We start from the raw sequence: 26784 nt of genomic DNA on the forward strand, positions 1-26784 counted from the left end.
CAATGCAGGGTTTTCTGAAGGGTTGTTTATCCAACCGGATGAATTTCAGACCTGGGCACTGAACAATAAAGTTGGTTCTTCATCATTCAATTTCTGCGCCAGCTCCAGAGCCAGTTCACTGGGTATCTGACGAATCAACTCTGATGAGTGTTTATCATAGACCCGGATTACTGTCTGACCACTGTCTTCGTCCAGCTGGAAATCCAGTGTACGTTCATTTTGCTGTACATACTCATTGATGCGGGAAACGGCATCACGAACCTGATCTTTGGTCAGTTCCGCAGCCTTTTCGTCAACCACCGGCAAATTATTGCCGCTGGTTGCATCCGTTGCCTTCACTGACGCTCCGGCAAACTTACCGTAAGTGTTCTTTACGGCGGAGGGTGACACAGCGCTGCTATCTACTACGTTCAGTTTCAGCTCGTTCATAAATCACCTCTCAGGTACTCAGTTACGCAGCCTGGGGGAGGTTACCCTCCCCCGTCAGCTCCCTGTTAACCCAGGAGAGACAGAACTTGCTGACCAGAGGCGTTCGCCTGAGCCAGAACCGAGATACCAGCCTGCTGCAGCACCTGAGTACGTGACAGCTCTGCGGTTTCGGAGGCAAAGTCAGCGTCCTGAATCCGTGAGTTCGCAGAGTTCAGGTTCTCGGAGGTGATCTGCAGGTTACTTACTGTAGATTCCATCCGGTTCTGAATCGCACCGAGGTCCGCACGCTGGCTGGCTACCTGACCAATCGCGTTATCAATCGCGGTGATCGCTGCCTGAGCACCTTCGAACGTAGTGATATCGATATCTGTCAGGAACTGACCGTTTTCACCACCACCGAAAGAACCAGCACTGAAGCCAAGCGATTCCAGCTCATCCGCACCATTGGTACCACCCTGAATGGTGATCTCACTGGCAGACTGCAAGGTCACTGTGGAGTAGGTAGTCTCATACACATCCCCTTCCACTTCGACACCACGGGCGCCGGTCGTGTTGGAGTTTGTGCCGGTACCAATGTCAGCCTCACCAATGCCATCCACCGCAGAGTCAAGACCAATCTGAGCACCGAAGGTGTTACCACGACCTACGTTATTCGCCGAATCATTGTCGATCGCCACCGAAATGTTACGACCGTCGGCTGCACGCAGCGTGATCGATTCACCATTATCTTCAGCGGTGACACCAGTCTGACCAGACTTGGCATTGATCAGATCAATGGTGGCTTGACGGGTACGACCTTCATCAATCTTACCTGTACCATCATCCAGCAGAGTAACAGTACCGAGATCAACACCGTTGATGTACAGCTTGCCCGAGTCACCAGCGATATAGCTTGCGCCACCGCCAGAGCCATCATCGAAGTTGTCACCAGTACCACCAACAACCACAGTTTCATTGACGACCGCAGTTACACCGGTCTCTTCAGACACGGCATTGATAGCCGCTGCCACTGCAATACCAGAGGCTTCTTTCAGCGAAGACTTAATGGTGTTGCCATCACTGTCTTTCACAGCAGAGCTGGTATCCGTTGTAGGGTCAGCTGCACCGATGTTCACGCCATTGATCACCAGATCACCGTCACCCAGACCTGTCAGTGGCTGAGTGATCGCCACACTGGCAGCCGTCACGTCGACGTCATTGGCCGCGATACCAGTAGTAGCGGTAGACGACAAGGAACCGTTGGTCGCCAGGTACGTAGTGATAACGCCCAGACTGGCGCCTGTTGCTGTTGAGCTGCTGGACAGCGACATATTGGACGTCAGAGAGAATTCACCGACATTCGGATCATCCACTTCAATGTCTTTGATATAGCCCACCGCAACCACAGCACTACCGGTAGAGTTTGCGGCACTGGAGCCAGCAGCAATGGACAGCGCGGCAGAGGTACCACCAGCACGGTCATTAACCGTCATGCTGATTGATCCAGCACCCGCAGACGTACTGAACAGGTTGAAGCTCAGGGTATTACCATTCACATCCACGATCTGAACATCGGAGTTACCTGCAGTACCCAGCACAGTTGCAACCAGACCTGTAGTCATTGCATTGATTTGCGCTGCAATAGTTTGTGCCGTATCGGATGTGGTATTACCGGCGAAGCTGATTGAGGCCAGTTCTGTACCTGCAGTACCGGTGTCATAGATCTTCAGAGTAGAACCCGCGCTCTGTGCAATCAGACTGGCACCACTGAGGGTCACTTTGGTTTCGGCGGTAGCGGACACACCAGTAAAGGAGTTCAACGCGTCACGGATCTTATCTGCACCGAAACCACCACTTGCAATACCGATGTCGACGGTGCTACCCGCACTCCCCAGAGTCACGGAATTACCCTGGCCGTCGCTGATGGTCAGAATCTCGTTACCAGCGGTATTGAACAGATCGTGAGTTGAGCCAGAAGTTTGGTTCGCAACCACAGTACCGGAACCTTCAAGCGCAAAGAAAGCGGTACTACCGATCGAGTCATTGGTGGTTTCTGTCTGTGCGATAGACGTAACCTGAGCAACACCACGGTCGTAGCTGCCTTCAGTAAGGCCAGCATTTTTAAGATCACCGTTACCGGTACCGTCACCACCACTGATTTCGATGGACTTAACATCACCATCGGCTACCAGAGTGTAGCCACCCTCATAGGTTTCGTAGTCACCGGTATTGGATACCGTGTTGTAGCTTGCGCCAAGTGCCAGACCAGTCGCTTCCGCAACACCAGCCAGAGTCGCAGAACCAAAGCCATTGGTGGTATCAACCCCGAGAGAGATGTTACGACCATCAGCCGCAACCAGAGTAACCCCCAGCGAATCGGAATCGGTATTGATGGCTGTCACACCGGTTTGCTCGGCCACGGCATTGATCGCCTGGGCGACAGATGCACGGGTTGTTGCCGCATCTGTGGTGGTTTGGATACTGATCTCCACACCGTTCAGAATGATGTTACCGCTCAGGGCATTTGCAACCATCTCGCTACCGGAAACGGTATTGGTATTTACGAACGCTTTAACACCAGTTTCATCGTATTTACTGTTGATGGCGGCCACTTTCGCAATCGCACTCGCGGCCTGATTATCAACAGAAGCAGTATCGTCATCGGAGTTCGAAGGCGAAATTGCGACACCATTGATGATCAGGTCACCGTTTTGCAGGCCATTATCAGAACCTTGTGCGCTCAGGCCAGCTGTTTTGGAAGAACCCAGTTTGCTGGCAGTCAGCTCAGAAATAGAAACGTCGACTGTCTGGCCCGCATTGGCCCCAATCTGAAAGGTTGCAGAGAAAGAACCGTCCAGCAGTTTACGGCCGTTGAAGTCGGTCTCGTCAGCGGTACGGGAAATCTCAGCAACCAGCTGATCAACCTCAGCCTGCAGTGCCTCGCGGTCAACGTCAGAGTTGGTGGCGTTGGCAGACTGCACTGCCAGCTCGCGGATACGCTGCAGGTTGTCGTTCATAGAACCCAGCGCACCTTCAGCAGTCTGGGCCAGAGCGATACCGTCACCGGCGTTACGCACAGCAACGTTCAGACCTTTAATCTGGGAAGTGAATCGGGTGGAAATGGCAAGACCAGCCGCGTCGTCTTTAGCGCTGTTGATGCGCAGACCTGAAGACAGACGTTGCAAGGCCTGTTGGTTTGCGGACTGGGATTTGTCCAGGTTCCGCTGTGCGTTGATGGACGCAATATTCGTGTTAATAATTTGCGGCATGGCGCTTTCTCCTGTGTTTCGACTTGCGTCACCGCCATGCTTTCACCCGCAGGTGAGGTAGGTTCGACGGAACGCTGACCAGTTCTTACACTCAGGTTAACGACCACCCCCGCAGGAACTTTAGTGTTTGCTCAGCAAAAAAATGAAAGTCCTTTAGTTTCATAGAGTTAGCTAGAGAAATAAGGCTCAGTCCGGTGGCAGTAATCAGCCACGGCTGGAGATACAGAACTCTGTTGCTGGCTCGGATATTGCATTTCACATGCATGAACCAGCCAAGAGGTCAAAAGAGTGACTATCAGTGCCGAAACCCTGCAACAGGAAATGCAGCAACTGCGTAACAAGAATGAAGCCTTCTTCAAGCGCACAGAACCCAGTATTTACAATCTGATACACGACAAAAAGCTCAGCAATTGTGACCTGCAGATTGTCAAACATCCGGAGCATCTGGAGGTCGACGTAACTGAGCAGGGCAGTTACCGGTACCATAGCCAGGGGCGTTACTACTGCCGGGAAGAAGCCAACAAATTTCTGACCCAGATGAGTCCGGGGAGCTTATTACCCCCCTTTATCGCCACAGATGCCAACATATTCTCTTTTGATCGCGTTGGTTCACGTCACTTCAAAGAACTGTCAGAAACTATTCAAAAGAAAATTGATCCCTACCAGAACATTCCGATGCCAGAGTTCTATCCGTTACTGGTGATCACCGGAGTTGGCCTGGGCTTTCATATCGAAAACGTCGTACAACAGCGTGATATCGGGAGCCTGATTATCTATGAACACAAACTTGACCGCTTCCTGACCAGCTTATATTGCATCGACTGGGAGGCAATCTATCAAAGATTTAACCCCAATAAAGGGACGTCAATTCAGCTTATTATCGCGGACACAGATGACCAACATATACTGAAGGGCATTCTCTGGAATGAACTGATCAAATATTGCCCCCACTTCCCGTTTGCCACGCTGTTTTACAACCATCTGATGGATCCGGTCAACCAGAAGGTGATTGATACAATCCGGGCAGACATCATCAACTACCTGCAACAATGGGGACACTATGATGATGAAATTAATCAGTACAATAACGCCCGACAAAACCTTCTTCACGATGCCAGAGCCTTTTTCCCCAGCAGGTTCCGGCTCAATCCAAACATATCCATCGCCATCGTGGGAGCGGGACCATCTCTGGATAACCGCATCCAATATCTGAAAAAGTACCGTGATCAGCTGCTGATCATATCCTGCGGCACCAGCATCGGCACTATGTTCAGCTACGGTATTAAACCCGACTTTCACGTCGAACTTGAGTCCGATTACGTTGTATATGAAGCATTATCAAAATCTACAACCGAGGAGTTCAGGAAAGATATCATCCTGCTGGCATCCGCTCAGGTAAACCCGAGAGCCCTGAATCTGTTCGAACGCAGCTGCATCTACTTTAAGGACTCGACAGCCTTATCCGAACTTTTCGTAGATAACCACAGAGACATTATTTCGAACACAACCCCCACCTGCACCAACGCAGGCGTTGCAATAGCCTGTCACCTCGGCGTTAAAAATATATTCCTTTTTGGTACCGATTTTGGATTTATTGATAAAAATGCTCATCATGCTTCCGGGTCAATCTACTTCAAAGACAAATCGGAAATATCAGCTGTACTGAGCGACGCTAACGACTTCAACATAGAAAAAACCATAAAGACCACAGACGTTCATGGGCAGCTTATTGATACCAAACCCATGTATTTTGTATCCCAACGAATGGTTGAGGAATGCATAAAATTCAACCACCTCAAGGGAATCAAGGTATTCAACTGCAGTGACGGCGCCAGCATAAAAAACACCCAATGGTTACCATTGGACATGATGGATGCGGCCTTATCAAGAATCAGTAACGAGATACAGCCTAGTTCAATTGCCAATGACATTTACAACCTTTCGGTACCGTTTGAAAAAGAAACCATCAACAAAAAATCAGACACACTCATTGAATTTGTGGACTATGTATTCGAGATTCTGCAACGGAAAATCGTAAAGGACTTATCTCTCAAGAACGTATCCGGCAGCATTTTCATGATGAACAACCTGATATCACGACACATCCATGAAAAGAAAGGATACCTCTACTACTTTATCCGAGGGCAGATCTGGCTCTTTCTTTCCATGTATTTCACGTACGCGCTGAGCTCACGCAGCGAAGAGGAACTGGCTTTCGTAGTTAACAAATGCGAAGACTGGCTGAAAGAACACCACCGCCGGCTGCGTGAAGAAATGGAGTTCATCCTTTATCACGATATGTCACTGGATGATGACCCATGGGTGAACATGACGGTTGAAAACAAATAACAACGGTGGAATGCTCAGCATTCCACCCACAACTCAACTCGCTGATAACCCATCTTACTTCCGCTAAAAGGACTTCCTGCCTCACCAAAGAATCGACGAACAAGGTGATTGCCATCACTGTGAAACAGAAAATTTAGCGTATAAAACTGAGTTTTAGCATAGTTAGTAGCCGGGTAATTAGGTGCCGTATACTCCGCTTCAACCGCAGCAAATTGAGCCTCAAGATCCTCAAAATAGCTGAAAAACCTCAAGCGCATAGGAATAGCATCAAATTCGGTTTCGAGAGAAAACTTATCGTCATAAACCTCTATGGTATGGCACAGCATGATATAGGTATATGAATCATTATCCTCTATCTTTATCTTGACTCTACGACCATCAAGAACCGCCCGACGCAATGAATCGAAATCTGACTCATATTCGGACGACCATACTTTTTCGTATTGACCACGACAGCGAAACACAACACTCGAATAGGCATCGGAAGAATAATACCTCTCCATGGTCTGTGACATATAACAGCATGCAACAACCTTGCAGTAATTATTGTAAGCATACGCACCAACACCTGGAATCAGAACATCATTAACACCACTATCGATGGGATGAACATTATGAAATTTTGCCCAGAATCTATCTCCAGACAGCATAACAACCGGTAGCTGATAGCTTTCTACATATTCATCGCCGTAACGATTCCTGAGAACCACACAAAGGTCTTCACAACTAAGAATCTGTTGAATAAGAAGTTCATTCTTCGATCTATCGACGACGGATAAAGTCATACCGGCCAACCTTTACCAATGGTTATATATCCGGAGTTTTGATCAAAAACTCCTAGCGAATCATTTGCTTCCGGATAGAAATCAGACATGCAACCTTCAGATTTAAAATCGATATCGTGTCCACATACAGAATCCAGAGAAAAGTCAAACGATCGACTATCGACGCCCAACCAATCAAAGAACATAGAATCCGACAACGAAGGCTGCATCTCGTAATATCGTACTAAATCGACCGCATGTTCTCTGGACAAACGACCATGGCGTATTTCCCTGCAGGCATGGTCCGTCACCTTGGAAAATCCGTGCTTCTTGATTTTGATCCGATCATGGATATTCATATAATTGAAGCAATCAACATAATCGTAAATATCAAATGTCCGGGTAAAGCGAGCGGCTTGATAGTCATGCATATCAACCATTTGCCGATGCTGAGCCAATGGATCCCAACGTATAAAATTGCCGAGATAAATTCCCCGGACACCAACCTCATTAAGCGCACCATCATCTGGGTATCGATACTGCCAGATGTCTGATTCTGTTAACGTATTAAAATGCGTAACCAGATCGTCAGCTTCCTGCCCCATCAGGTCATGTTCCTTCCGGTACCGCCGCGTCATCTCCACTTCATGCTCATGAGAAAACATACCAACCTGCTCAACACCTTGATGAGCTCCCCATATGATCAGAGGGATCTTGTAACGAACTGCTGTCTGAACAGGAAATACCGTCTGCCCGGCAATACAGTGCCAATAGATGCTACCGAGCTGTCGGATCGTTTCTTTCACAATCTTTTTGACGGACACCGGATTCACATTCTGTATCAGAATATCGCAATTGAAGCGAATACGAAGATTGGCCAAATTGCGAATCCCAACCGGCGTATTCCAATACTTGTTATAAGTTACTAACAACGGATTAAGCTTAAGCCGCTCTTTGACAATATGGAGAATGAAGTAACTGTCCTGCCCGCCAGATACAGGCACTATGCAGTCGTAGTTTCGACGATCTGTTGATCGATACGGTTTAACCAGCTTTTCCAAGCGACTCCAACGAAACGCCCAGTCAAGGCTGTCCTTTTCTTCATGAATCCGACAGCCACTACAGATACCCTGATCGTCAATGTACACCCCTAAAGGATGATCACTGGTATAAAGACAACGCTTACAAACCAATGGCGTCATACCCATCCTCCAGATCCCATCTGATACCCGGCCGCTCTGAGCTGCACACTGTCACATAGCTGCTTCATTTTCTGCACCGCATGCTCTGCATAACTCAATGCGTTGCCAACTGCTACAGCGGCAATGTTTTCTTGTTCAAGCAAGCCTCTCTGTTGCTCAGGTGAGGTAACCCCCCCAAACACAATGAGCGGCAGAGGCAGCTCTTGGGCAAAGTTCAATACCTGATCAGTGAAGCTGTCTTTTCCACCTTCATTGTCAGCGTCTGTGAGCAGAATCTCTGATGCCATGCGATCAGTCATCAGAGATAAGATATCCGACCCGAGGCTTTTCAGTCGTTTATCCCGGTAATCAAACCATTGCGGCCTACCACTACTCATACTGATGGGCAAAGATAGAATGACCGCCTGAGCACCGATCAACTGAGCAATCGAGCGGACCTGCTCCGGATTGTCATGCAACAGTGCATCAACAGACACCCGTTCAACTCCCGCATGTATCACGGCGGCCGCATCATGCTCATTGCGGATTCCGCCACCGTAACAGATTGGAGTTGCCGCTTTTAAGGCACTCAACCTGCGAATCAGTGCCAGATCCGGCCCATGATTCTGGCGGTCGGTCACCTGAATCAGAATTTCATCCACACCCCAACGATCAAGATTCTCCACCAGATACTCAGGCTTTCCCAACGGCAGATACCGTTGATAAGAAAAAGACTGAACGGCCATATTATTGCGAACAGTAATGACACCTATCAGACGTTTTTTAAGCATCCAGCATATCCTCCAGGAGCGTACTCATAACCTTCATGCCGCACAGTTGGCTTTTTTCCGGATGAAACTGAACACCAACAACATTGGCATTGCGGATAATCGCAACCAAGGGACGACCTATATCAGTGACACCCAATATATGCTCATCAGCCGTATGAAACTCAAAGGAATGATTGAAATAGACCTCGCCACCATCCTGGCGCTTTAACCCCATAGGAGCACGATCATGAAAAGCCAGACTATTCCAGCCAATGTGCCACGCAGGATCCGCAATTGGTTTCACCACACCGGGGATGAATCCTAAACCGGCAGTGGTGCCAAACTCGTAGGAAATATCAGCAAAAAGCTGCATTCCGAGACATATGCCGAGCAGCGGCTTCCCTTCCTGAACCCAGACATTCAGCTCGTCGCAAAAGCCTCCCTCAGAAAGTGCATGCATGGCGGATCCAAAAGCGCCAACCCCTGGCAGAATCATGGCATCAATGCCATACCAACCATCCGGACTGTTCACGATGCGTGTATGATAACCCAGTCTCTGGAAGCATCCGGACACAGAGGATAGGTTTCCAGCGCCGTAATCAATGATGCCGATTGCTTTCTTCATCAAAGCCCCTCACCCACACGGAATTTCGGGACGATATTGCCATCGGGACGAATGTCAAAAAGGTTTTGATTAACAGAACTCCGTACCTGCTGCCAAAAAGCAGACGTATCAATACCAATATACTCACAGAACGATTGGATATACTGGTCACCGCATGCCGAATCGTAGCGTTGCGCTAACTCAATACCGGCATCCCTTTTAATTCTTCCCAGCCTTATTTCCTCATTGAGGTAATCGGTGACCCTGCCAAAACCAAACTTGTAGTATTTAATCATCTGATTAAGCGTTACCCAGTCTTCGTCCAACGAAGTAACACCATAAAGATCGCCGGTATTTTCCACTCCGTCTTCCCTGATCTGCAGTCCCTCCAGACAGGAATACCGGGCATTGTTAACCAGCGACCAGTCGCCCAAGAACCAGCCAAGATACACAATTGAGATATTGTGCTTCTCAAACTCTTCAAGGCTCGGGTAACGGTACGGAATCAGATCACCGTTATCACCGTGCATTTCCAATATCCAATCCATCGCACCGCCGGCAAGGGTATTCATATTTCTCAGGTTATTCCCGTCATACCCGGTCTTTCCCAATGTTTTCAGATCACCAAGCTGAAGCCCTGGGTTTTCTCCCCAAAAAATGAGCTCAATTCCGTACTGAATCGCCAACTGTGGCACAGAACTGAACAACGCAAGCTCTGTCGGTTTAGCCCAATTAGTGAATCGAGAAAAACTGTGACGAATCAGATCACGCCATGTGCCTGGAGCCGGAGCTGAAATCACGCAGTCAAAGCCCAGATTGATTAACTGGGAAATATTGTCGACGCCACGCTCTGTTACCTGCTCTGGCGGGTATGTCAGGCAGGCAAGCAGAGGGTTCATACCCAACTTGTCGCGAACAAACAGAGCCTGGCGTGTACTGTCCTTTCCGCCACTAACCCCGATGATGCAATCAAAAGGTTGCTTTCCCCGACCTTTGTAGCGGCTGACCAAATCCAGCAGAATGCCGTACCGTTCTTCCCAATCCACGTGCTCCAATTGAAAGAAATAGTGGCAAGCGGGACAAATTCCCTCGGGGGTAAACAGAGTGTTTGGACGTGTATCTGGCTGAAGACAATGGGTACAGTATTTCATTGGCAAAAGTCTCTCAGATATTCGATACCAGCGTGCGGTAAAACAGCCGGTGGTGCCTGCGGCGGTAATACGGAAATCACCCGTCGTCCGGCCGCCAAGGCGACGACCATGGCGTAGCTCTGCAGACCAACGACGATGTCGGCCTGTGAAATTTGTTCTGCCAGAGTCGCGCTATTTTCAACCCGAACATTCGGGTAACGCTGCAAAAGCACCTTGTATTTATCCACAGAATCGGACGGATGCGGTCGCAGAACGATCGGCTGTTCATCATGGATACCCAGCACCGCGCGATGGCTGCAAAAGTAATCAAAAGCAAAAAACTCGCCAGCCTGATCAACACCGGGCCACTGGACCCGCACCGGCTCCATCAGAAACAGAACAACGTCACATTCAGCCGGTGGATTCTGAATACCCCGGATCTGGTTGATCAGATACCGGTCTGCCAGCTGGAGAACCTCAATTTCGGGAAATTCACGCTTTGCCAATTCATCGGCATAGGAATCTGCAACCAAAATGCCGCTCACCGGCAACGTTTTGCCGTGCCATTCGAGTCGCATCCGGTAATTCACCCAATGATCAAATACCGCGAATACAGGAATTTTCCGCTCGCAGGCCATTTCCATCGCCTGCTTTTCATGCTCACTTGACCAGCCTGTGCCGGCCAACAAAGTCGTGCATCCATCCAGCGCCTGAGCCAGAGATTCGTTGTGAAATTCCAGCCCCATGCGCACAGCGATCTCCTGCGCGGGGCCAGTCAGTGAAAAACGGAAATGCTCAGCCTGAATATCTCCTGCTGCAATCCAGCTCAATAGCTGATTGGCGGCTCCGGCATCGTGAGCGACAACGGCACAGCGCTGAAGATCAGTGATGGAAGAATTTGGCATAGTAGTGAATATCCACAGGGGTTCCGTTTACCAGTTCCTGCCCGGCGCGAATGCCATCAGGTTCCATGCCTGAACGCTCCATCACTGACAGCATGCCGATATTACAGGCCAGCGTTCCCGCAGTGACTTTACGCAACCCAGGCAGTGCGCCAACCGTCTCAAGTACAAGGCGCCAGGCGCTAAGCCCGACGCCTTTCCCCCAGCACCTTTTGTCCCCAATCAGAATGCCAATATCAGCGGTGCCATGGTGCGGACTGAAATACACCGTCATGGTACCTATATAGCCAAGTTCATTGTGGGAGACGGCGAGAAATACACCGGAAGACAATTTAATGCTGCTGTAAAACTGTGCGCAGGAAGCCAGCGTATGCGTAACGAAACGTTGATTGCTGAAACGCACGACCTCGGCGTCGTTCAACCAGCCGACATAACGCTCCTGAAGATGATCAGAACCAAAACATTCAACGGTGATGGATCCATCACAGAATGGCAGCGCCGCCAGCAATTGCTGCTTAAAGCTCATATCACGCACTCTTGACCAAAGCATTCCAGACCTTCCGGAACGCCGTAATGATCAGATCAATATCCGCTTCAGAAAGATCGTACACACACAGTCCGAAGCCCATGTAGCGATGGTCGTTGTAATCCTCAGCAACCGGGCAAATACCCTTTATATAATTGACATCCTGTCTGGCGAAATCGGCAGACCAGGGGAAGCCGTGCGAGCCATAGGCCATTTTCTTCTGATACATAGGCAGCAGGTGCACATTCTGATAGCGAGTGGAAATCTCGACACCTTCGGCCCGCAGCGCTTCCGCCAGATGCTCCTTGGAACACCCCGTCTGCGCATCATCCACCAGCAGGGGGTACATGTAATACACATGAGTGCTGCCGTCAGGAACAAACGGCACCGTCAGCCCAGTCAGATCCCTGAGGCCGGCCGACAAACGCTCGGCCAGCCGCTGACGGGATGCCACCAGAGCCGGCAGCTTTTTCAATTGTTCAATGCCAATGGCGCATTCAATTTCGCCAAGCCTGAAGTTGTAACCCAGCATATTGTTCAGCGGCCTTTCGCCCATACCCGGAATCACCGCCTCAGCATGGTTGCGGATCAGCTTCAGCCGTTCTGCCAGCTGATCATCGTTGGTCACCAGAACACCACCTTCGCCGGTGTGAATATGCTTGTGGTAATTCAGGCTGTAGCCGCCAATATCAGCCAGTGTGCCGGCGTAGTGTTCACCATATCGGGCACCCGGCGCCTGCGCTGTATCGGAAATAATTTTGAGATTGAATTCATCGGCAAGCGCACGCAAAGCCTGCATATCCGCTGACAAGCCGAAAATATCCACGGCCATAATGGCACGGGTTTTTTCTGTGATATTGGCCCGGACAGATTCGGGATCCAGATTGAAGGTTTTCGGATCGATATCGGCAAACACAGGAATGGCATTCCAGTGCAGAATAGCCGTCGCGCTCGCACACATGGTCCAGGGCGTCACAATAATTTCGTCCCCCGGTTCAATATCCAGTGCGCCGACGGCGGCAATCAGTCCGGATGTCCAGGAATTCACGGTAATGGCGTGCTTAACCCCGAAGAAGCGGGCACAGTCGGCTTCGAACTCACGGACCTTGCTGCCACCGTAGAAATCCTCATGCCAGCACCCCAGAAACTGGGACAATACTCCGGATTCCATTACCGCCTGTACGGCGACCTGCTCTTCTTTACCCAGACTGTTGTACCTCCGGAATGGGGCCTTTATTACTGGAACCCCTCCCCTCAGAGCAATTTCACCGACGACCTCAGAAGCGTTTTTCATGAGCTGCTCCAGTTATTGTTTCACAAAGAACCTGTACAGCGAGTGCATCCATTGCCGATGAATAGTCGGCATCTCCGCCGGCCTCCGCAAGGACCTGAGAAATTGCACGCTCCATCACAGGCATATACTGTCCGGCCACCGGCTCTGCTACACCGAGCTTCCGATATCCGGCATATTCCGGATGGTCCTGTACTTTCCGCACCTCCCAACGAAGACCACCATCCAGCATACGGATTTCAGCATTCGCCGTATGTATGTCCATTTCAAAGCGAGCAAAATCTTCCGCATCAGTGCTCACCAAGTGAACGGAAATTCCCTTTTCACTGGTCATAACGGCATCGATATCCGGGTCTAAAACACCGGAACCCTTGCCCGCCAGAGTGGCAAACTCAACGTTTAAAGGCCCCAGCATACGCAGTAATATTTCCAGCAGGTGCGAACCATTATTCAGCAGCCCACGGGTATAATAGCCAACGATTTTACGTACCGGACCGTACTGCCCTTCTTGCAGAGCATTAATGAAATCTGTCAAAGCCAAATCCCAGCGTCTGCTGTAATTGACGATCAGTGCTACGCCTGCCTGCTGACATTGGGAAATCACCTTCATCGCTTCAGAGGCCGTAGTAGCAATCGGCTTTTCCAGAAAAATAACGTTTGGCTTGAAGCGAAAACACTGTGACACCGACTCGGCATGCCTGTCAGTCGGAGTACAGATACTGACAACAGAAAAGTGGGATTCTTGCGGTATCGCCGAAACCGAAGCATAGGGATTTTCGACGTTCCAGAATTTCGAAAAGTGCAGAAGTGCCTGCTCATCCGGATCTACGCAAGCCATTAGGCGTACTGAAGGAATCTTGCGATAAGCAGCGGCGTGGCTAAGAGCAAAATCAGATTCTGATCTTCCCTCATCATAGCCGCCGGCAATCTTCCCACAACCGACGATAAGAACATCTGTTGTCATGATAGCTTATCCACTACAGACCAGCTGAGAGCCGTACCTCGGTCAATGTCCTCACTGGCGCAACAACCAAGAACCTTTTCAAGGTCTGCGGGAGGCAAACCATAACCAGGACGAATCGTACGAAGATTTTCAGACGTGAAAATCTCTCCCTTTTTAATGTCCTTCACGACATAAACAGAGCGACGAAACTTCAGGTTTGGCTTTTCACTGTTTTTACAGCCGTAATCAACCTTGCCTAAAGCATGCCACAGGATTCTGGCATCCTGGCAAAGTGCTTTAAGATCAGCAGGCTCCAGCGAAAAACTGTCGTCCGGACCGCCTCCGTGCCGGTCCAGCGTAAAATGCTTTTCAATAATAGAGGCCCCAAGAGCAACGCTGCCGATCGCCGTTGTATTATCAAGTGTGTGGTCAGACAATCCGGTGACCAGACCAAATCGGTCAATCATGTCACTCAAGGTGCGCAGATTGTAATCCTCAGCGGGCGCAGGATAGCCGCTGACACAGTGCAAAAGCGCAAGTTCACGACAACCAGCACTACGGGCTGCATCGACCGCTTCCGCTATTTCAATCTCACTGGCCATACCTGTAGAAATAATCATAGGCTTTCCTGTGGATGCAGCGTACCGGATGAGCGGCAGGTCCACGGCCTCAAATGAGGCAATCTTATAGGCTGGCGCGTTCAGGTCCTCCAGCAGATCAACGGCCGTGGTATCAAAAGGGGAGCTGAAGACGGTTATGCCGGTTTTACGTCCATGTTCGAACAGGGGTTTATGCCAATCCCAGGGCATATGAGCTTCTCTATATAATTCGTAGAGACTCTTCCCATCCCACAGACCACCATGAATCTGAAAGTCTTCACTGTCGCAATTTATGGTAATTGTATCAGCTGTATAGGTCTGTAATTTGACAGCATCAGCACCGGCCAGCCGGGCTTCATCCATGATCCGAATGGCTGTGTTTAGCTGGCCGTTATGGTTTGCCGACATTTCGGCAATAACATAGGGTTCATCCAGAACAGAGATGCGCCGGCCATTAATCGAAATGGTCGGAGTTTTATTCACCATGATACATACCCCGGATTTTATTCCATTGCTGAGCAGTCAGGCAGAATTGCTCAATGTCATAAGATTTCTCGTTTTCCTGATACTTGCCGACCAGTTTTCCGTGACGGGTAAAACCCAGTTTTTCGTGATAGCCGGAAGAACGCCGATTAAAGCTGATTACCTCACCTTTAATCACTTCATAACCTAATTCAGAAAACGCAAAATCCAGTGCACTATGACCCATTCTTACACCGGTTCCCGCTGGTGCATCCGGTGCCACATAAAAACCCCAGACCGCCTCTGCCTGATTCACACTACTTTTGAAGCTGATAAAACCCAGTGGCTCAGGGTCTTCATAAATCAACAAATGAACGTTTTCATCTGACTTTGTTCTTTCGAACCAGCGGGCATGTTCTTCCCAGCTGATTTCGTGCTGTGTGTACATCTTGCTGCGTATATCTGGATGATTTCGCCAACGGAGCACTTGTTCCAGATCCGCCTCTTTCATATAACGAACCTCAGCCATGCCTCATGATCTCCATTTGATCAGCAACCAGACCAGCCCCTGACCCTGAGCACACAGTCGATGCCGCCTGACTTATAGCAAGAAGATCGTGAGGATTGCGATAAATCTCAGTCAACGTTTCGGTCACAACGGTTTCGATATTCGCGCAATCTGCCGTCAACGCAGCCTTCCGCTCACTCAAACCATGGGCGATAATCTGTTGATTATCAGCGCTGACAAACACCAATGAAGGTACGCCAAGACAGCAGCGCTCCCAGGCTGAAGATCCGCAGGCACCAATCACAAAATCCGTCGACGATAACAACTCGGCCATATTGCTGATGCCAGACACCACCTTCCCCACACCGCGAAAACCAGCTATTGCTTTCTCTGCCTGCTGGCGCCAAGGGGAGCTATGCCCAATCACTACAGTCACTTCAAGTTGGGTGGAAAAACTCAATTCTGAAAGTACCGCAAGTGTCCGCCCGGTAAAGTTATCTTTATCTACCCCACCAAAACTGATCATAAGACGGCGAAGCTCGGAGTTTTTTCTATAATTCAGACTCTCTGCACGCCACTGCCTGAATTCTGGACGAAGCAACGCAAATTCAGGACCGATAAGCAGCTGACAACCTGCAGAAACCCACTGTTTATAGTCGTCAATCCGGCGTCCTGCATTCTGATCCAGCAGTACATCAGAGCAATGTGCACGGTCGGCGAGGTCATCAATAACCAGGCTGTAACGAGCAGAATGTTCTAACGCTCTTTCCCACTCGGCATCCAGCGCATAGTGATCGACAACCATCCAATCCGGGACAAAGGCCTCAAGATAGCCCCGGCATTGCTCCGCATCCTGTTGCTGGCTACAACCAAGCCAGTCTGCGTGAGTGAGATGACCTGACGCAGAACCAACGATCAGGCTGACAGGTAAAACATCCACCATATAGCCAAGTTCTTGAATCAATTTGATCAGATGACCTGGCTGTTCGCGGCAAAGAAACCGGCACTCATGCCCCCGTTGCTTTAGCTCCCCCGCCAGCGTCAAACACCTCATTACATGACCGGTGCCAATCTTAGTCGAGGCATCGCAACGGAAAGCAACCTTCAAGGTTCACCCCGAAGAATCGCAGGAGCCATAAGCTCAGCCCGTTCCCAGTCCTCCGGCGTATCGATGTCCTGTACACGCCAGCGTGGAATGCGGAATCCGTGAGCGTATTCGGCAAATAATTTATCGCCCGACAACCAGGCTTCTCTCTTTCCCCAATAGAACTGACCGGCATCGTGGTAGGCTTGCGGTAAATCCTGAGATCGTTTGGCAAAATTCTCCGGCCAGAACATCTGCACACTGCCGTTTTCAAGAATTTCAAATGATCGGAAAACCGGTGCTGGAAAATCGGTCACGGTAAAACAATAGCGCCAGCTTCCTGCAGTGAATGCCTTGTATGCCTGCTGAATATCCCCGGCGGAGACAAACGGTGCGGTGGCGTAAAGACAGCAGATGTCCGTTGCCTCAAACCCAAGTTCGCTCATAGCCTCGATAGCGTGAGCAATCACAGGAATCGTCGCCGTGTGGTCATCCGATAATTCCGGTGGGCGCATAAAAGGCACGTCGGCACCGGCATGTCTGGCCACTTCCGCAATGGCCTCGTCATCGGTCGACACAATGATCCGGTCAAAAATACCACTGCGCAGAGCCGCTTCAATCGACCACACAATCATGGGTTTTCCGGCAAACAAACGGATATTTTTACCCGGAATGCGTTTACTGCCACCACGCGCAGGAATCACCGCCAGACGACTCATAGCAGCACCTCCGTCAGCGTGCGAACGACTTGCGCTTGCTGTTCATCCGTCATGGCGTGATACAGAGGAATACTGATGGCCTGACGGTAATACCGCTCTGCCTCGGGAAAATCGCCCCACCGAAAGCCAAGCGCCTGATAATAGGGTTGGGTATGCACAGGGATGTAATGCAGGTTCACGCCGATACCGCTCTGGCGAAGACGCTCAAACACAGCCGCATGCTGCTCCGCATTTTCAGTTTGCAGGCGCAGAATATAGAGGTGCCAGGCTGACTGAGTATTGTCGGCCTGACGTGGCAAGGTAAGCGGCAGATCCTGCAATAACGCATTGTATTGAGCTGCCAGCTGACGGCGCCGGCGGACAAACTCAGGCAAACGTGTCATCTGACTGGCACCCAGCGCTGCCTGCAGTTCGGTCATACGGTAATTAAACCCAAGCGCAATTTGCTGGTAATACCAACCGCCGTGGGCAGGCTGTGTCATTCTATCCGTATCGCGGGTAATGCCATGGGAACGCAATAATGCCATTTTTTCAGCCAGCGTCTGCGAACGTGTGACGGCGCAACCGCCCTCGCCTGTGGTCACTATTTTCACCGGATGAAAACTGAATACCGCAATATCACTGAAGGTACAGGAACCGACCGGAAGGCCTTCGTAACCGGCGCCAATCGCATGGGAAGCATCTTCAATAATGCGGAAGCCGTAACGCTGCGCCAGCGCATGAATGGCGCGCATGTCACAGCTCTGGCCGGCCAGATGTACCGGTATCACAACGTCGGGTAAGCGGCCGGCGCGTTCGGCGTCCGTCAGCTTTTTCTCAAGCTGCTCGACACTGAGGTTATAGGTATGCGGATCAATATCGACGAAATCCACCTCGGCGCCGCAATAGAGCGCACAGTTGGCAGAAGCAACGAACGTAATGGGTGACGTCCACACCCGCTTGCCCGGCCCGACATCCAGTGCAAGGCAAGCCAGATGCAACGCCGAGGTGGCACTGTTTACCGCCACGGCATGCCCGACACCGCAGTGCTGTTTAATCGCCTGCTCGAAGGCCGGTACCGCCGGCCCCTGCGTCAGAAAATCTGACTGCAGGACGTCCACAACGGCGGCGATGTCGTCTGCGGAAATATCCTGTTTCCCGTACGGAATCATGATCAGATGCGTCCAATCTTCTCGTAGTTAAGGCTGATCCAGTCCTGCAATTCCTGGTCGGTCATCCACTCTGCGTTGTTATCGCTGGAATAGATGAAACCTTCGGGAACCAGTTTGCCGTCTTTGATCCGCTCCTCGCAATGGTCCCAGCCATTAATGGACGGCAGAATTTTGAAATGCTCTTCATATTCATAGGTATGGTAGGAGTCTTCGCTGCCGATCATCTGCTCGTGCAGTTTTTCACCCGGACGGATACCGACAAATTCAATTTTTGCTTCCGGAGCAACGACTCTGGCCAGATCCGTTACTTTCATGGATGGGATTTTCTTAACGTAAATCTCACCGCCCACCATGTCCTCAAACGCGTGCCAGACCAGTTTTACGGCCTCTTCCAGAGAAATCATAAAGCGCGTCATACGCTCATCCGTCACCGGCAGAACACCTTTGTCTTTGATGGACATGAAGAAAGGAATTACAGAGCCCCGCGACCCCATTACGTTGCCGTAACGCACGACGGAAAACCGCGTGCCGTGTTCGCCGGAGTAAGAGTTACCGGCGACAAACAACTTGTCGGACGCCAGCTTGGTGGCGCCGTACAGATTCACCGGCGAACTGGCTTTATCGGTCGACAAGGCCACGCAGCCTCGAATGTCGTGGTCGATGCAGGCGTCGATCACATTCATCGCGCCATTGATATTGGTCTTGATGCATTCGAAGGGGTTGTATTCTGCCGTCGGAACAATTTTGGTCGCCGCCGCATGGACCACGTAATCCACGCCGTCCAGTGCCCGGTAAAGGCGGTCCTTATCCCTGACATCACCGATGAAGAAGCGAACCCGCGGGTCGTTCTCGAACAGCTTGGCCATTTCCCACTGTTTCATTTCATCGCGGGAAAAAATAATGATTCTGCGTGGATTGTATTGCTTAAGAGTCATAGGCACGAAGGCATGGCCGAACGAGCCAGTACCCCCGGTAACCAGAATGCTTTTGCCGTCAAACATAGTCAAACCTCTGACACAGACACACGTAATTTCAAGAAATCAGCAAGTTCTGTACCAAGGGATATTAAGTCGAATCCAAAGCGTATGAAGCAACGTGCGGCCACCTGCTCAGATGGCCGATGCCAGCGACTATAACTGATCAAACAGCGACAGACGGGATATGGTGGTGTAGCTCTGTTGCGCCGCTTCCAGCAGGTAACTCTGCAACGACAAGCGGCTGACTGCTTCGGCAAAATCGACATCCGACAGTTTGGACAACACTTCTTTATTCACAATACCAACATCGGCCGAGAGGTTAGCCGTATTCTCGACAATATTCAGCCGGGCCCCCACCTGACTGACGACTTCAGATACTGACGATTGTGCGTACGCCAGATTGGTCAGCGTATCTTCAATCAGAATATCCAATGTTGCGGAGTCCTCGGGGTTGTCTTCCAGGGTATTCAGGCCCGCCGTCAGTCGAAAAATAGTGTCCGTAATACTTTGCTTGGGCGAAGACTTCACCAGTACTTCGTCGCCTGGCTCCGGATCGCCACTCATTCCCAGACGAATACCCGCCACAGCAATATCTCGACCCGAAACGTAACTAACATTGGCCATGCCTTCCACAACACGGTTATCAGACGCGCGTCGTATCGTGTAATTAGGAGCTGCCGGGTCAATCGCCGACTCAGGATTGAAGGTAATGATCAGATCATCCGGATAGAAATCCCCATAGGCTTCTTCATCCGTTACAAACCCGGGATTTACTTTCAGCGTGCCGATGTTGTTCGGGTTCACCGAAGTGGTAAAGGTATCCTTAGCCGCCTTCACATCAATAAACAGGTTTTTACCATTATCCCCGGTAGCGACGGTCGTGGAATTGCCGATCGCGAGGTAACGCTGCCCCTCATCCCCCTGATACTCGTATCGTCCGGTCGATGTCTGTACAAACGGCTCAGTGCCGCCCTTGAAACCCGCGAAAATATATTCGCCGTTGGCATCACGGGTATTGAACAGATCGACCAGCGCTTCCTGAATCTGGTAAACCTCAGCGGCAATGGATTGCCGGTCGGTAATGGTCAGCGTGCCGCCGCCGGCCTGCACCGTCAGCTCTTTCAGCCGGGTCAGGTTATCCGTAACCGACGACAGAGTTGCCTCTTCCAGATTCAGCCGGTTTTCCGCTGCCGTCATGTTTTTTTCATACTGATCACGCAGGGCTTCATCCTGCTGTAACTGCAGAATTTTGGTGGATGCAATCGGGTCATCCGCCGGCGTCAGCACGCGGCGTCCGGTCGACACCTGCTGCTGGGTTTTATTCACTTCCGTCTGGTTATCCAGAATGGCATTCAGGCCGGTGGTGTACTGTTGTAAGGTTGCAATACGCATCAGTCGCTCCTCTCGTTACCGGAACGTTGAAATCAGGGTGTCGAAAATACTGCGTGCCACCGAAATCACCTGAGCACTGGCGTTGTAGGCCAGCTCAAAGCGGATCAGGTTCGAGGCTTCTTCATCGAGGTTAACTCCGGACAAACTCGATACGGCGTCTTCTGAATTGCGCAGCAGTACTTCGCTGGAATCACGGTTAATCTGCGCCTTACTGGTGGTAGCACCAATTTCCTCGACCAAACGCGAATAGGCTTCGGAATAACTGGTGTTGCCGGCAACCGTGTCTTCGCTTTGTAACGCCGCCAGTGCTACGCCATTGCGGCTGTCCGAGGTGCCATCCGTGTTAAAGTCCACCGTAAATTCGTCGCCGGTCTGCACCAGGCCGGTAATTTCCAGTTCAAAGCCGAAATACACCTGCTCCCCGACCGGATTCTCGGCGAACAGGTTATTACCCGGCGGCTCCACATCCAGGCTGTAGCCAGCCTCGGTAATCACTTTGATCTGACCGCCCATGGCAATTTTGCTGGAACCGTGAATACCCGTGGCATTCATCGCCAGCCGCGGCTGGAAGCTGATCTGACCACGCTCATCAATCGCCACATCCAGATTGCCGTTAAAACTGAAGCCGGCATTTTCAAGCTCGGTACGGATCGCCGCGACCACATCATCCCCGGTGGCGTAGGTGCCCGTCATTTCGATGCTGAAAGTGCCTTGCCCCGGCACATCAAACTCGTAGGTGTAGGGACCACCTTCTGAAAAATCGTAACCATCATATTCGGTCAGTGGTGTGAAGGGGGCCTCGCCGGTTTCACGCAAGACGATGTCCTGACCGTTGCTGACCGAGAAGCCGTCGCCGATATCACCGCTCAGCTCGATATCAATATCGTCGCCGTTTAAGGCAATAATGGTAACCTTAAGGCCGTCACTGCTGGCGATAATGCCCAAGTCCTGCATATCGCGATTGGCATTAATGCGGTCGGCAATGAATTCTGGCGTGATCGGGTCGGGGACTTCTTCCGGGTAGCCGCTATCGTATTTTGTCTGATTGGGACCCAGAGTGTCTGTCAGCTCTATGCCATTAATGCTCAGTACAGTCGGCATGAACGGATTGGCATCAGTGGTGAAGTCCGTCAGTTCCACTGTGGTTCTGGCGGTCGCCTCGACCCCTTCCCGCTTACTCAGCGCTTCGGCAATTTCCCGCGCCGACGCATTCTGCGACGTAATTAAGGTTGGCTGGCTGGTCACCTGTCCGGTTGCCGGGTCGGTGTAGCTGATCACAATGCGTTCCGGGAAGAAGCCGTTGGTGGCATCCACCGTCGTGCCCTCGGCCTGATACGTGGCTTTTACCGGCAAATAGCCACCAAAACTGGTAAAGGCAGTTTTGCCCTCGTCTTCCGGCAGAATCGAATTGGAAATGCCCGGTACATAGGTCTGGTTCATCAGCGGCGGAAACAGTGGAATGGGATTACCGGGGTCGCTGTTGTCCAGCACGTCGTAGGTGGTTGGCGAGGTAAAACGGATCAGCAAAGGCGGAGTTAATTCCCCTTCGCTGGAAAAATACTCGGTACTGGTGTCGTACACAGTACCTTGTGAAATCGTGGCGGTGCCCTGATTACCAATCGCGGCATCTGTGGTGATCGGGCTGGCCACGGCAACCTGCTCCGGCCGGGTCAGATTCACGTCCAGTTTGGCCGATTCGTTGCGGGTCGGCATGATCAGGAATTCGTCACCCTGCTGGAAGGAACCCGCCTCAAACACGATTTCAAAACCGTCAACGGTGACCGAATCCGGGAAACTGCCGCTTAATGCACCCGACTCCACAATTTCGCCATCGCTCAGGCGCTTAATGCGGTAGGCATAATCGTCCGGCCCGGTAAATTCGAGTGCATAATCACTGGTGGTGAGATCACCGGCTTCAACAATATTCACCGCCAGCACGCGGTCGTTGGGGCGTGCATTGTTCACATCGCCGAGTACCCGGTTATAGGCTTTTTCCGGGGTATTGATGTCAGTGAAAAAATCTTCACCCATCTGACCGTTATAATCGATCCCCAGCTTGTGCTGTTCGTTAAAGGTCTGATTGATCACCAGCGCCAGTCGCCCCAGGCTATTCAGCACCGGGTCGAGAACTTCTTCGCGGAATTCAACGGTACCACCGAGCTGGCCGCCGGTAATTTCGTTGGTGACGTTCTGTACGCTGTCACCTTTACGGAAATAAATATCCACCCGTGACGGGTCCGATGCACCGGCATCGGTGAACACTTCGTTGTAGTCGTTACCCACCACCAGCGCCTGACCATTACCGATAAAGACGTTCCACACCGAATCGTCCTGCTCAACCACGTTCACTTTCACCAGTTCGGATAAATCCTTAACCAGCTGATCGCGCTGATCGAGCAGATCATTCGGTTGCGTGCCATTACCGGCCGCGGTCTGATACTGAATCTGGGTATTTAATTCGGCCAGCGCCGCCCCTATGGTAGTGATCTGCTCGCACATCACCTCCATCTGGCCATTGATAATATCGTTCTGCGCATACAGACGGTCACTGATGGCAGAAAAACGATCGACCAGACCACCGGCCTGACTCAGCAATACCGAGCGTGCCGGCAGCGACGACGGGTCATCGACCACCGCCTGCAGGGCACCGAACATATTCTCAAGACCAGGTTGCACACCAGTGCCGGCATCCGCCAGCAAACTGTCGATGGATTCGGCGTTGCTCGCCAGCGTGTCGTAGCCATTAAAGTTGGCCGTGTCGCGCCACAACTGCTCTGTAAGAAACTGATCGTACACACGGGTTACGGTATCCACACTCACGCCGGAGCCAATCCACACACCGCCTTTCAGCTGCGGACTGGTCGCGCTCTGCGAAATCACCTGACGGCTGTAGCCTTCGGTACCGGCGTTGGTGATGTTGTGACCGGTAACGGTCAGGGCGGTCTGGCTGGCTTTTAATCCAGAGATACCAATTTCAAGAATATCAGCCATCGGAGCCCGTTCCTTGCAGCTTCAGCTGCAGTGTGTTCAACGCGTCGTTGAGCGTACTGCTTTCAGAAATACGATGAATTTTTGCGCCGTACTGCGGGTCGGTGGCGTAGCCGGCTTTTTGCAGCGCCATACCGTATTCAGACGCTTTCAGGTTCTGGCCCAGCGCCTCGTCATAGCGGGAGGCGGAAGACAGGAAGCTGGCGTAATCGCGCAGGCCTTCTTCGGCGGACGCATACGAACGGAAGGCCGCCTGCTCGCGCACGGCCACACCGTCGCGGTATTCGTGTGTGGCTACCGTGACCGAATCACCCGACCAGCGCGCATCGGCTTTAATGCCAAAGAAATTAAAACTGTTGCGGCCCTGGTCGTCGGTGATCATGTATTTACCCCAACCGGTTTCCAGCGCGGCCTGCGCCACAATCGCTTTAGGATCAACGCCAATGCTGGCACCCACGTCCTGCGCCAGCGGATAAAGAGCGGCAACAAACTCTGCCGGAGTGGCAAACTGTTGCCCCTTATTGCCTTCGCCGCTTGCGGTGGATGCCGAGGTTAACGCCGCAGCATCTGCCTGAGTGCCTCCCGCTGCCGAAGTCTGCGTCTCCTGGCCGGCCAGATCGGACAGCACCTGATTCACATCCGCCACGGCCTGCGATAAGGCGGCGGCCGACGGGCGGGAATACGACAACTGACGGTCGCTCATTTTGCTGAAATCCAGCTCAGGTTTGGCGCCCTGTTCGTCGCCGTAATTCTGCATCAGCTGCCGGTAAATCACGTCGGAAAGCCCCATGCCCTGCTGGCCGGAGAGGGATAACGCCATCTGGTTGTCGTACATGTTTTCGTAGAAATCCATTTCCGGAGAACTGAACATCGAGTCTTCTTCGAAGACCTTGTTCGCATTGCGCATGGAGCTCAGCATCATGTTGAGAAACATGGACTCAAACTGCTTGGCCACCTCCATCAGAGCGGCACTTTTGTCGTCTTTACCCAGACTGCGGATGCCCTGCAGGGCATTGAGATCGGTATAGACCTGAGCGCTGTTAACTTGTGTCTGAATCATGCGGTTCTCCTTTGTGGAGAAAATTGCAAGATGTTTGCCAAGATTCAGAAACGCTCAGCGTCCTTCGCGGAATTTACACTGGCAACAAATTTACACTGGCAACAATGGCTAATCGTCGGCCAACGAAAGCAACACGACGACGGTCCTGACCGGAGGAGATAGAGCAAACGCTCAAGAAGGGAGGCAGGTGCAAAGTGAAAGAAAAACGGGAGGCCATCGCCTCCCCTGTGACATCAGTGCTGCTGATACAGACTGGCTTTCTTGCGGTTGGTTTGCTGGCGGAACAGACCGGCCTGTTCCAGCTTAAGATCGGCCACCAGCTGTTGTTCGGCTTTCAGTAATTCTTCAAGAAACAGCTGCTGGTCATTGGTCAGCTGAATCAGATCGGAAATTCCGGAAAACCATTGCTGCAGCAATTCATTGCGCTCATGAATGCGTTCTTCAACGCCCTCTTTCACGCCCTGTTTGATCAGCGACTGAATTTCCAGCGACAGACCGCGAATACGGGCAAACAACTCATCGTTCATAATCATTCCTTAGCATGCTCATTCTTGTATCAGGGCAGCGAGATCACCACGCGATTCCGGCCATCCGTCAGATAACGATCAGTTCGGCTTTCAGCGCACCGGCCTGTTTCATAGCCTCGAGAATGGCCATCAGATCACCCGGCGCCACGCCCACGTCGTTCACCGCTTTGACGATATTATCGAGTGACACGCCCGGGCCGAATTTGAACATGCGGTTATCGCCGCCATTGTCGATATTAATATTGGTCTGCGGCACCACCACGGTATCGCCGGCGGCCAGCGTATTCGGCTGCGACACCTGAAAATCTTCGGTAATGGTCACTACCAGATTGCCGTGGGTCACTGCCACCGGATCAATTTTCACATTCTGCCCCATCACTATGGTGCCGGTGCGCGAATTAATAATGACCTTTGCGCGGTCCTGGCCGGTTTCGATTTCCATATTTTCGATAATCGACAGATAGCTCACCCGCTGGCTGGTATCGCGCGGTGCACTCACCCGTACCGAGGTCGCGTCCAGCGCTTCGGCGGTTCCCGGTCCCATCAGGCTGTTGATTTTCTGCACCATGGCATTGGCGGTGGTGAAATCCGGCTGATCCAGGTTAAACACCAGACTGTCGCCGCGGCCAAAATTGCTGGGGACGGTTTGCTCCACCGACGCCCCGTTCGGGATACGGCCAACGCTTGGTACGTTCACCGTAATTTTCGAACCATCGTTGCCTTCCGCACCAAAACCACCGACCACCAGATTGCCCTGGGCGACCGCATAAATATTGCCGTCAGCGCCTTTCAGCGGTGTGAATAATAGCGAGCCGCCACGCAGGCTTTTGGCATTTCCCAATGACGATACCGTCACATCCACCCGCTGACCCGGTTTGGCGAACGGCGGTAACTCAGCCGTAACCGACACCGCGGCCACGTTTTTTAATTTAGGGTCAGTACCGGATGGCAGGGTAATACCGAATTCGGCCATCATGTTGCGGAAGGTCTGGGTGGTAAAAGGCGCTTTATCGCCGGAGCCATCCAGACCCACCACCAAACCATAACCAATCAGCTGGTTGCTGCGCACGCCGGCAATGGTGGTGATGTCTTTAATCCGCTCGGCACTGGCCGCTGTGCTGAACAACACACTGCTCAGCAGCAGAAAACAGACGGCAAATACGGGACGTTGCATAATCAT

The 26784-nt window shown here is 51.5% G+C and carries 23 protein-coding genes; 1 reads left to right on the forward strand and 22 read right to left on the reverse strand.

What is annotated here, in order from left to right; all coding sequences use genetic code 11:
- Nucleotides 1-45: 45 nt before the first annotated feature.
- Together ACQUQU_RS11415 and ACQUQU_RS11420 are read right to left on the reverse strand one after the other, a co-directional pair.
- Entirely contained in the window at nt 46-429 is a 384-nt protein-coding gene (locus ACQUQU_RS11415; RefSeq protein ID WP_430459813.1) for a flagellar protein FlaG, read from the reverse strand.
- A gap of 65 nt (nt 430-494) precedes the next feature.
- Entirely contained in the window at nt 495-3677 is a 3183-nt protein-coding gene (locus ACQUQU_RS11420; RefSeq protein WP_430459814.1) for a flagellin, read from the reverse strand.
- Between the two features lie 288 nt (nt 3678-3965).
- Between ACQUQU_RS11420 and ACQUQU_RS11425 the strand changes: the two genes are divergently transcribed.
- Complete coding sequence (locus ACQUQU_RS11425) at nt 3966-6026, forward strand: motility associated factor glycosyltransferase family protein (RefSeq protein ID WP_430459815.1); 2061 nt, start codon at nt 3966-3968, stop codon at nt 6024-6026.
- A gap of 14 nt (nt 6027-6040) precedes the next feature.
- Here the strand turns inward: ACQUQU_RS11425 and ACQUQU_RS11430 are convergent, their stop codons facing one another.
- The 20 genes from ACQUQU_RS11430 to ACQUQU_RS11525 all read right to left on the reverse strand — a co-directional run bounded on the left by ACQUQU_RS11430 (nt 6041) and on the right by ACQUQU_RS11525 (nt 26778).
- Entirely contained in the window at nt 6041-6811 is a 771-nt protein-coding gene (locus tag ACQUQU_RS11430) for a hypothetical protein (protein ID WP_430459816.1), read from the reverse strand.
- On the reverse strand, nt 6808-7992 hold the full coding sequence (locus ACQUQU_RS11435) for an N-acetyl sugar amidotransferase (RefSeq protein WP_430459817.1): 1185 nt from the start codon (nt 7990-7992) through the stop codon (nt 6808-6810). Before ACQUQU_RS11435 ends, ACQUQU_RS11430 begins: the two co-directional genes overlap by 4 nt.
- Nucleotides 7989-8762, reverse strand: coding sequence for a HisA/HisF-related TIM barrel protein (locus ACQUQU_RS11440; RefSeq protein WP_430459818.1), 774 nt, complete (start codon nt 8760-8762; stop codon nt 7989-7991). The genes ACQUQU_RS11435 and ACQUQU_RS11440 overlap by 4 nt, the downstream gene beginning before the upstream one ends.
- On the reverse strand, nt 8755-9366 hold the full coding sequence (gene hisH / locus ACQUQU_RS11445) for an imidazole glycerol phosphate synthase subunit HisH (RefSeq protein WP_430459819.1): 612 nt from the start codon (nt 9364-9366) through the stop codon (nt 8755-8757). The genes ACQUQU_RS11440 and hisH overlap by 8 nt, the downstream gene beginning before the upstream one ends.
- The gene (locus ACQUQU_RS11450; RefSeq protein WP_430459820.1) at nt 9366-10496 is read right to left on the reverse strand and encodes an N-acetyl sugar amidotransferase; all 1131 of its coding nucleotides are present in this window, start codon (nt 10494-10496) and stop codon (nt 9366-9368) included. The genes hisH and ACQUQU_RS11450 overlap by 1 nt, the downstream gene beginning before the upstream one ends.
- On the reverse strand, nt 10493-11380 hold the full coding sequence (locus tag ACQUQU_RS11455) for a hypothetical protein (protein WP_430459821.1): 888 nt from the start codon (nt 11378-11380) through the stop codon (nt 10493-10495). The genes ACQUQU_RS11450 and ACQUQU_RS11455 overlap by 4 nt, the downstream gene beginning before the upstream one ends.
- On the reverse strand, nt 11358-11903 hold the full coding sequence (locus ACQUQU_RS11460; RefSeq protein ID WP_430459822.1) for a GNAT family N-acetyltransferase: 546 nt from the start codon (nt 11901-11903) through the stop codon (nt 11358-11360). The genes ACQUQU_RS11455 and ACQUQU_RS11460 overlap by 23 nt, the downstream gene beginning before the upstream one ends.
- A gap of 1 nt (nt 11904) precedes the next feature.
- The gene (locus ACQUQU_RS11465) at nt 11905-13197 is read right to left on the reverse strand and encodes a DegT/DnrJ/EryC1/StrS family aminotransferase (protein WP_430459823.1); all 1293 of its coding nucleotides are present in this window, start codon (nt 13195-13197) and stop codon (nt 11905-11907) included.
- The gene (locus ACQUQU_RS11470; RefSeq protein WP_430459824.1) at nt 13181-14158 is read right to left on the reverse strand and encodes a Gfo/Idh/MocA family protein; all 978 of its coding nucleotides are present in this window, start codon (nt 14156-14158) and stop codon (nt 13181-13183) included. The genes ACQUQU_RS11465 and ACQUQU_RS11470 overlap by 17 nt, the downstream gene beginning before the upstream one ends.
- Nucleotides 14155-15222, reverse strand: coding sequence for a pseudaminic acid synthase (pseI, locus tag ACQUQU_RS11475; protein ID WP_430459825.1), 1068 nt, complete (start codon nt 15220-15222; stop codon nt 14155-14157). Before pseI ends, ACQUQU_RS11470 begins: the two co-directional genes overlap by 4 nt.
- The gene (gene pseH / locus ACQUQU_RS11480; RefSeq protein ID WP_430459826.1) at nt 15212-15727 is read right to left on the reverse strand and encodes a UDP-4-amino-4,6-dideoxy-N-acetyl-beta-L-altrosamine N-acetyltransferase; all 516 of its coding nucleotides are present in this window, start codon (nt 15725-15727) and stop codon (nt 15212-15214) included. The genes pseI and pseH overlap by 11 nt, the downstream gene beginning before the upstream one ends.
- Complete coding sequence (gene pseG, locus ACQUQU_RS11485) at nt 15720-16814, reverse strand: UDP-2,4-diacetamido-2,4,6-trideoxy-beta-L-altropyranose hydrolase (protein WP_430459827.1); 1095 nt, start codon at nt 16812-16814, stop codon at nt 15720-15722. The genes pseH and pseG overlap by 8 nt, the downstream gene beginning before the upstream one ends.
- Complete coding sequence (gene pseF, locus ACQUQU_RS11490) at nt 16811-17509, reverse strand: pseudaminic acid cytidylyltransferase (RefSeq protein ID WP_430459828.1); 699 nt, start codon at nt 17507-17509, stop codon at nt 16811-16813. Before pseF ends, pseG begins: the two co-directional genes overlap by 4 nt.
- Entirely contained in the window at nt 17506-18660 is a 1155-nt protein-coding gene (gene pseC / locus ACQUQU_RS11495) for a UDP-4-amino-4,6-dideoxy-N-acetyl-beta-L-altrosamine transaminase (RefSeq protein ID WP_430459829.1), read from the reverse strand. The genes pseF and pseC overlap by 4 nt, the downstream gene beginning before the upstream one ends.
- A gap of 2 nt (nt 18661-18662) precedes the next feature.
- Entirely contained in the window at nt 18663-19661 is a 999-nt protein-coding gene (gene pseB, locus ACQUQU_RS11500; RefSeq protein WP_430459830.1) for a UDP-N-acetylglucosamine 4,6-dehydratase (inverting), read from the reverse strand.
- A 129-nt stretch (nt 19662-19790) separates the two neighbouring features.
- Nucleotides 19791-21029 (reverse strand): flagellar hook-associated protein FlgL, encoded by a 1239-nt coding sequence (gene flgL, locus ACQUQU_RS11505; RefSeq protein WP_430459831.1) that lies wholly within the window; start codon nt 21027-21029, stop codon nt 19791-19793.
- Nucleotides 21030-21044: 15 nt separating this feature from the next.
- Nucleotides 21045-24020 carry a flagellar hook-associated protein FlgK gene (flgK, locus tag ACQUQU_RS11510; RefSeq protein WP_430459832.1) on the reverse strand — a complete coding sequence of 992 codons (2976 nt, stop codon included), beginning with the start codon at nt 24018-24020 and terminating at the stop codon, nt 21045-21047.
- Complete coding sequence (flgJ, locus tag ACQUQU_RS11515) at nt 24013-25077, reverse strand: flagellar assembly peptidoglycan hydrolase FlgJ (RefSeq protein WP_430459833.1); 1065 nt, start codon at nt 25075-25077, stop codon at nt 24013-24015. Before flgJ ends, flgK begins: the two co-directional genes overlap by 8 nt.
- Before the next feature lie 233 nt (nt 25078-25310).
- The gene (locus tag ACQUQU_RS11520) at nt 25311-25604 is read right to left on the reverse strand and encodes a hypothetical protein (RefSeq protein WP_430459834.1); all 294 of its coding nucleotides are present in this window, start codon (nt 25602-25604) and stop codon (nt 25311-25313) included.
- A gap of 67 nt (nt 25605-25671) precedes the next feature.
- Nucleotides 25672-26778 (reverse strand): flagellar basal body P-ring protein FlgI, encoded by a 1107-nt coding sequence (locus ACQUQU_RS11525; RefSeq protein ID WP_430459835.1) that lies wholly within the window; start codon nt 26776-26778, stop codon nt 25672-25674.
- Nucleotides 26779-26784: the final 6 nt, after the last annotated feature.

Origin of the sequence: Thalassolituus sp. LLYu03 (assembly GCF_050507655.1) — a bacterium.
GTDB lineage: Bacteria > Pseudomonadota > Gammaproteobacteria > Pseudomonadales > Oceanobacteraceae > Venatoribacter.

Coding starts and splice junctions, on each gene's coding strand:
- ACQUQU_RS11525 (WP_430459835.1), bottom strand. CDS start 26,778: ATGCAACGTCCCGTATTTGCCGTCTGTTTTCTGCTGCTGAGCAGTGTG.
- ACQUQU_RS11430 (WP_430459816.1), bottom strand. CDS start 6,811: ATGACTTTATCCGTCGTCGATAGATCGAAGAATGAACTTCTTATTCAA.
- ACQUQU_RS11440 (WP_430459818.1), bottom strand. CDS start 8,762: ATGCTTAAAAAACGTCTGATAGGTGTCATTACTGTTCGCAATAATATG.
- pseF (WP_430459828.1), bottom strand. CDS start 17,509: ATGAGTCGTCTGGCGGTGATTCCTGCGCGTGGTGGCAGTAAACGCATT.
- hisH (WP_430459819.1), bottom strand. CDS start 9,366: ATGAAGAAAGCAATCGGCATCATTGATTACGGCGCTGGAAACCTATCC.
- ACQUQU_RS11465 (WP_430459823.1), bottom strand. CDS start 13,197: ATGAAAAACGCTTCTGAGGTCGTCGGTGAAATTGCTCTGAGGGGAGGG.
- ACQUQU_RS11435 (WP_430459817.1), bottom strand. CDS start 7,992: ATGACGCCATTGGTTTGTAAGCGTTGTCTTTATACCAGTGATCATCCT.
- ACQUQU_RS11415 (WP_430459813.1), bottom strand. CDS start 429: ATGAACGAGCTGAAACTGAACGTAGTAGATAGCAGCGCTGTGTCACCC.
- flgK (WP_430459832.1), bottom strand. CDS start 24,020: ATGGCTGATATTCTTGAAATTGGTATCTCTGGATTAAAAGCCAGCCAG.
- ACQUQU_RS11455 (WP_430459821.1), bottom strand. CDS start 11,380: ATGCCAAATTCTTCCATCACTGATCTTCAGCGCTGTGCCGTTGTCGCT.
- flgJ (WP_430459833.1), bottom strand. CDS start 25,077: ATGATTCAGACACAAGTTAACAGCGCTCAGGTCTATACCGATCTCAAT.
- ACQUQU_RS11470 (WP_430459824.1), bottom strand. CDS start 14,158: ATGACAACAGATGTTCTTATCGTCGGTTGTGGGAAGATTGCCGGCGGC.
- pseI (WP_430459825.1), bottom strand. CDS start 15,222: ATGGTGAATAAAACTCCGACCATTTCGATTAATGGCCGGCGCATCTCT.
- ACQUQU_RS11520 (WP_430459834.1), bottom strand. CDS start 25,604: ATGAACGATGAGTTGTTTGCCCGTATTCGCGGTCTGTCGCTGGAAATT.
- pseB (WP_430459830.1), bottom strand. CDS start 19,661: ATGTTTGACGGCAAAAGCATTCTGGTTACCGGGGGTACTGGCTCGTTC.
- ACQUQU_RS11450 (WP_430459820.1), bottom strand. CDS start 10,496: ATGAAATACTGTACCCATTGTCTTCAGCCAGATACACGTCCAAACACT.
- flgL (WP_430459831.1), bottom strand. CDS start 21,029: ATGCGTATTGCAACCTTACAACAGTACACCACCGGCCTGAATGCCATT.
- ACQUQU_RS11460 (WP_430459822.1), bottom strand. CDS start 11,903: ATGAGCTTTAAGCAGCAATTGCTGGCGGCGCTGCCATTCTGTGATGGA.
- ACQUQU_RS11420 (WP_430459814.1), bottom strand. CDS start 3,677: ATGCCGCAAATTATTAACACGAATATTGCGTCCATCAACGCACAGCGG.
- pseC (WP_430459829.1), bottom strand. CDS start 18,660: ATGATTCCGTACGGGAAACAGGATATTTCCGCAGACGACATCGCCGCC.
- pseH (WP_430459826.1), bottom strand. CDS start 15,727: ATGGCTGAGGTTCGTTATATGAAAGAGGCGGATCTGGAACAAGTGCTC.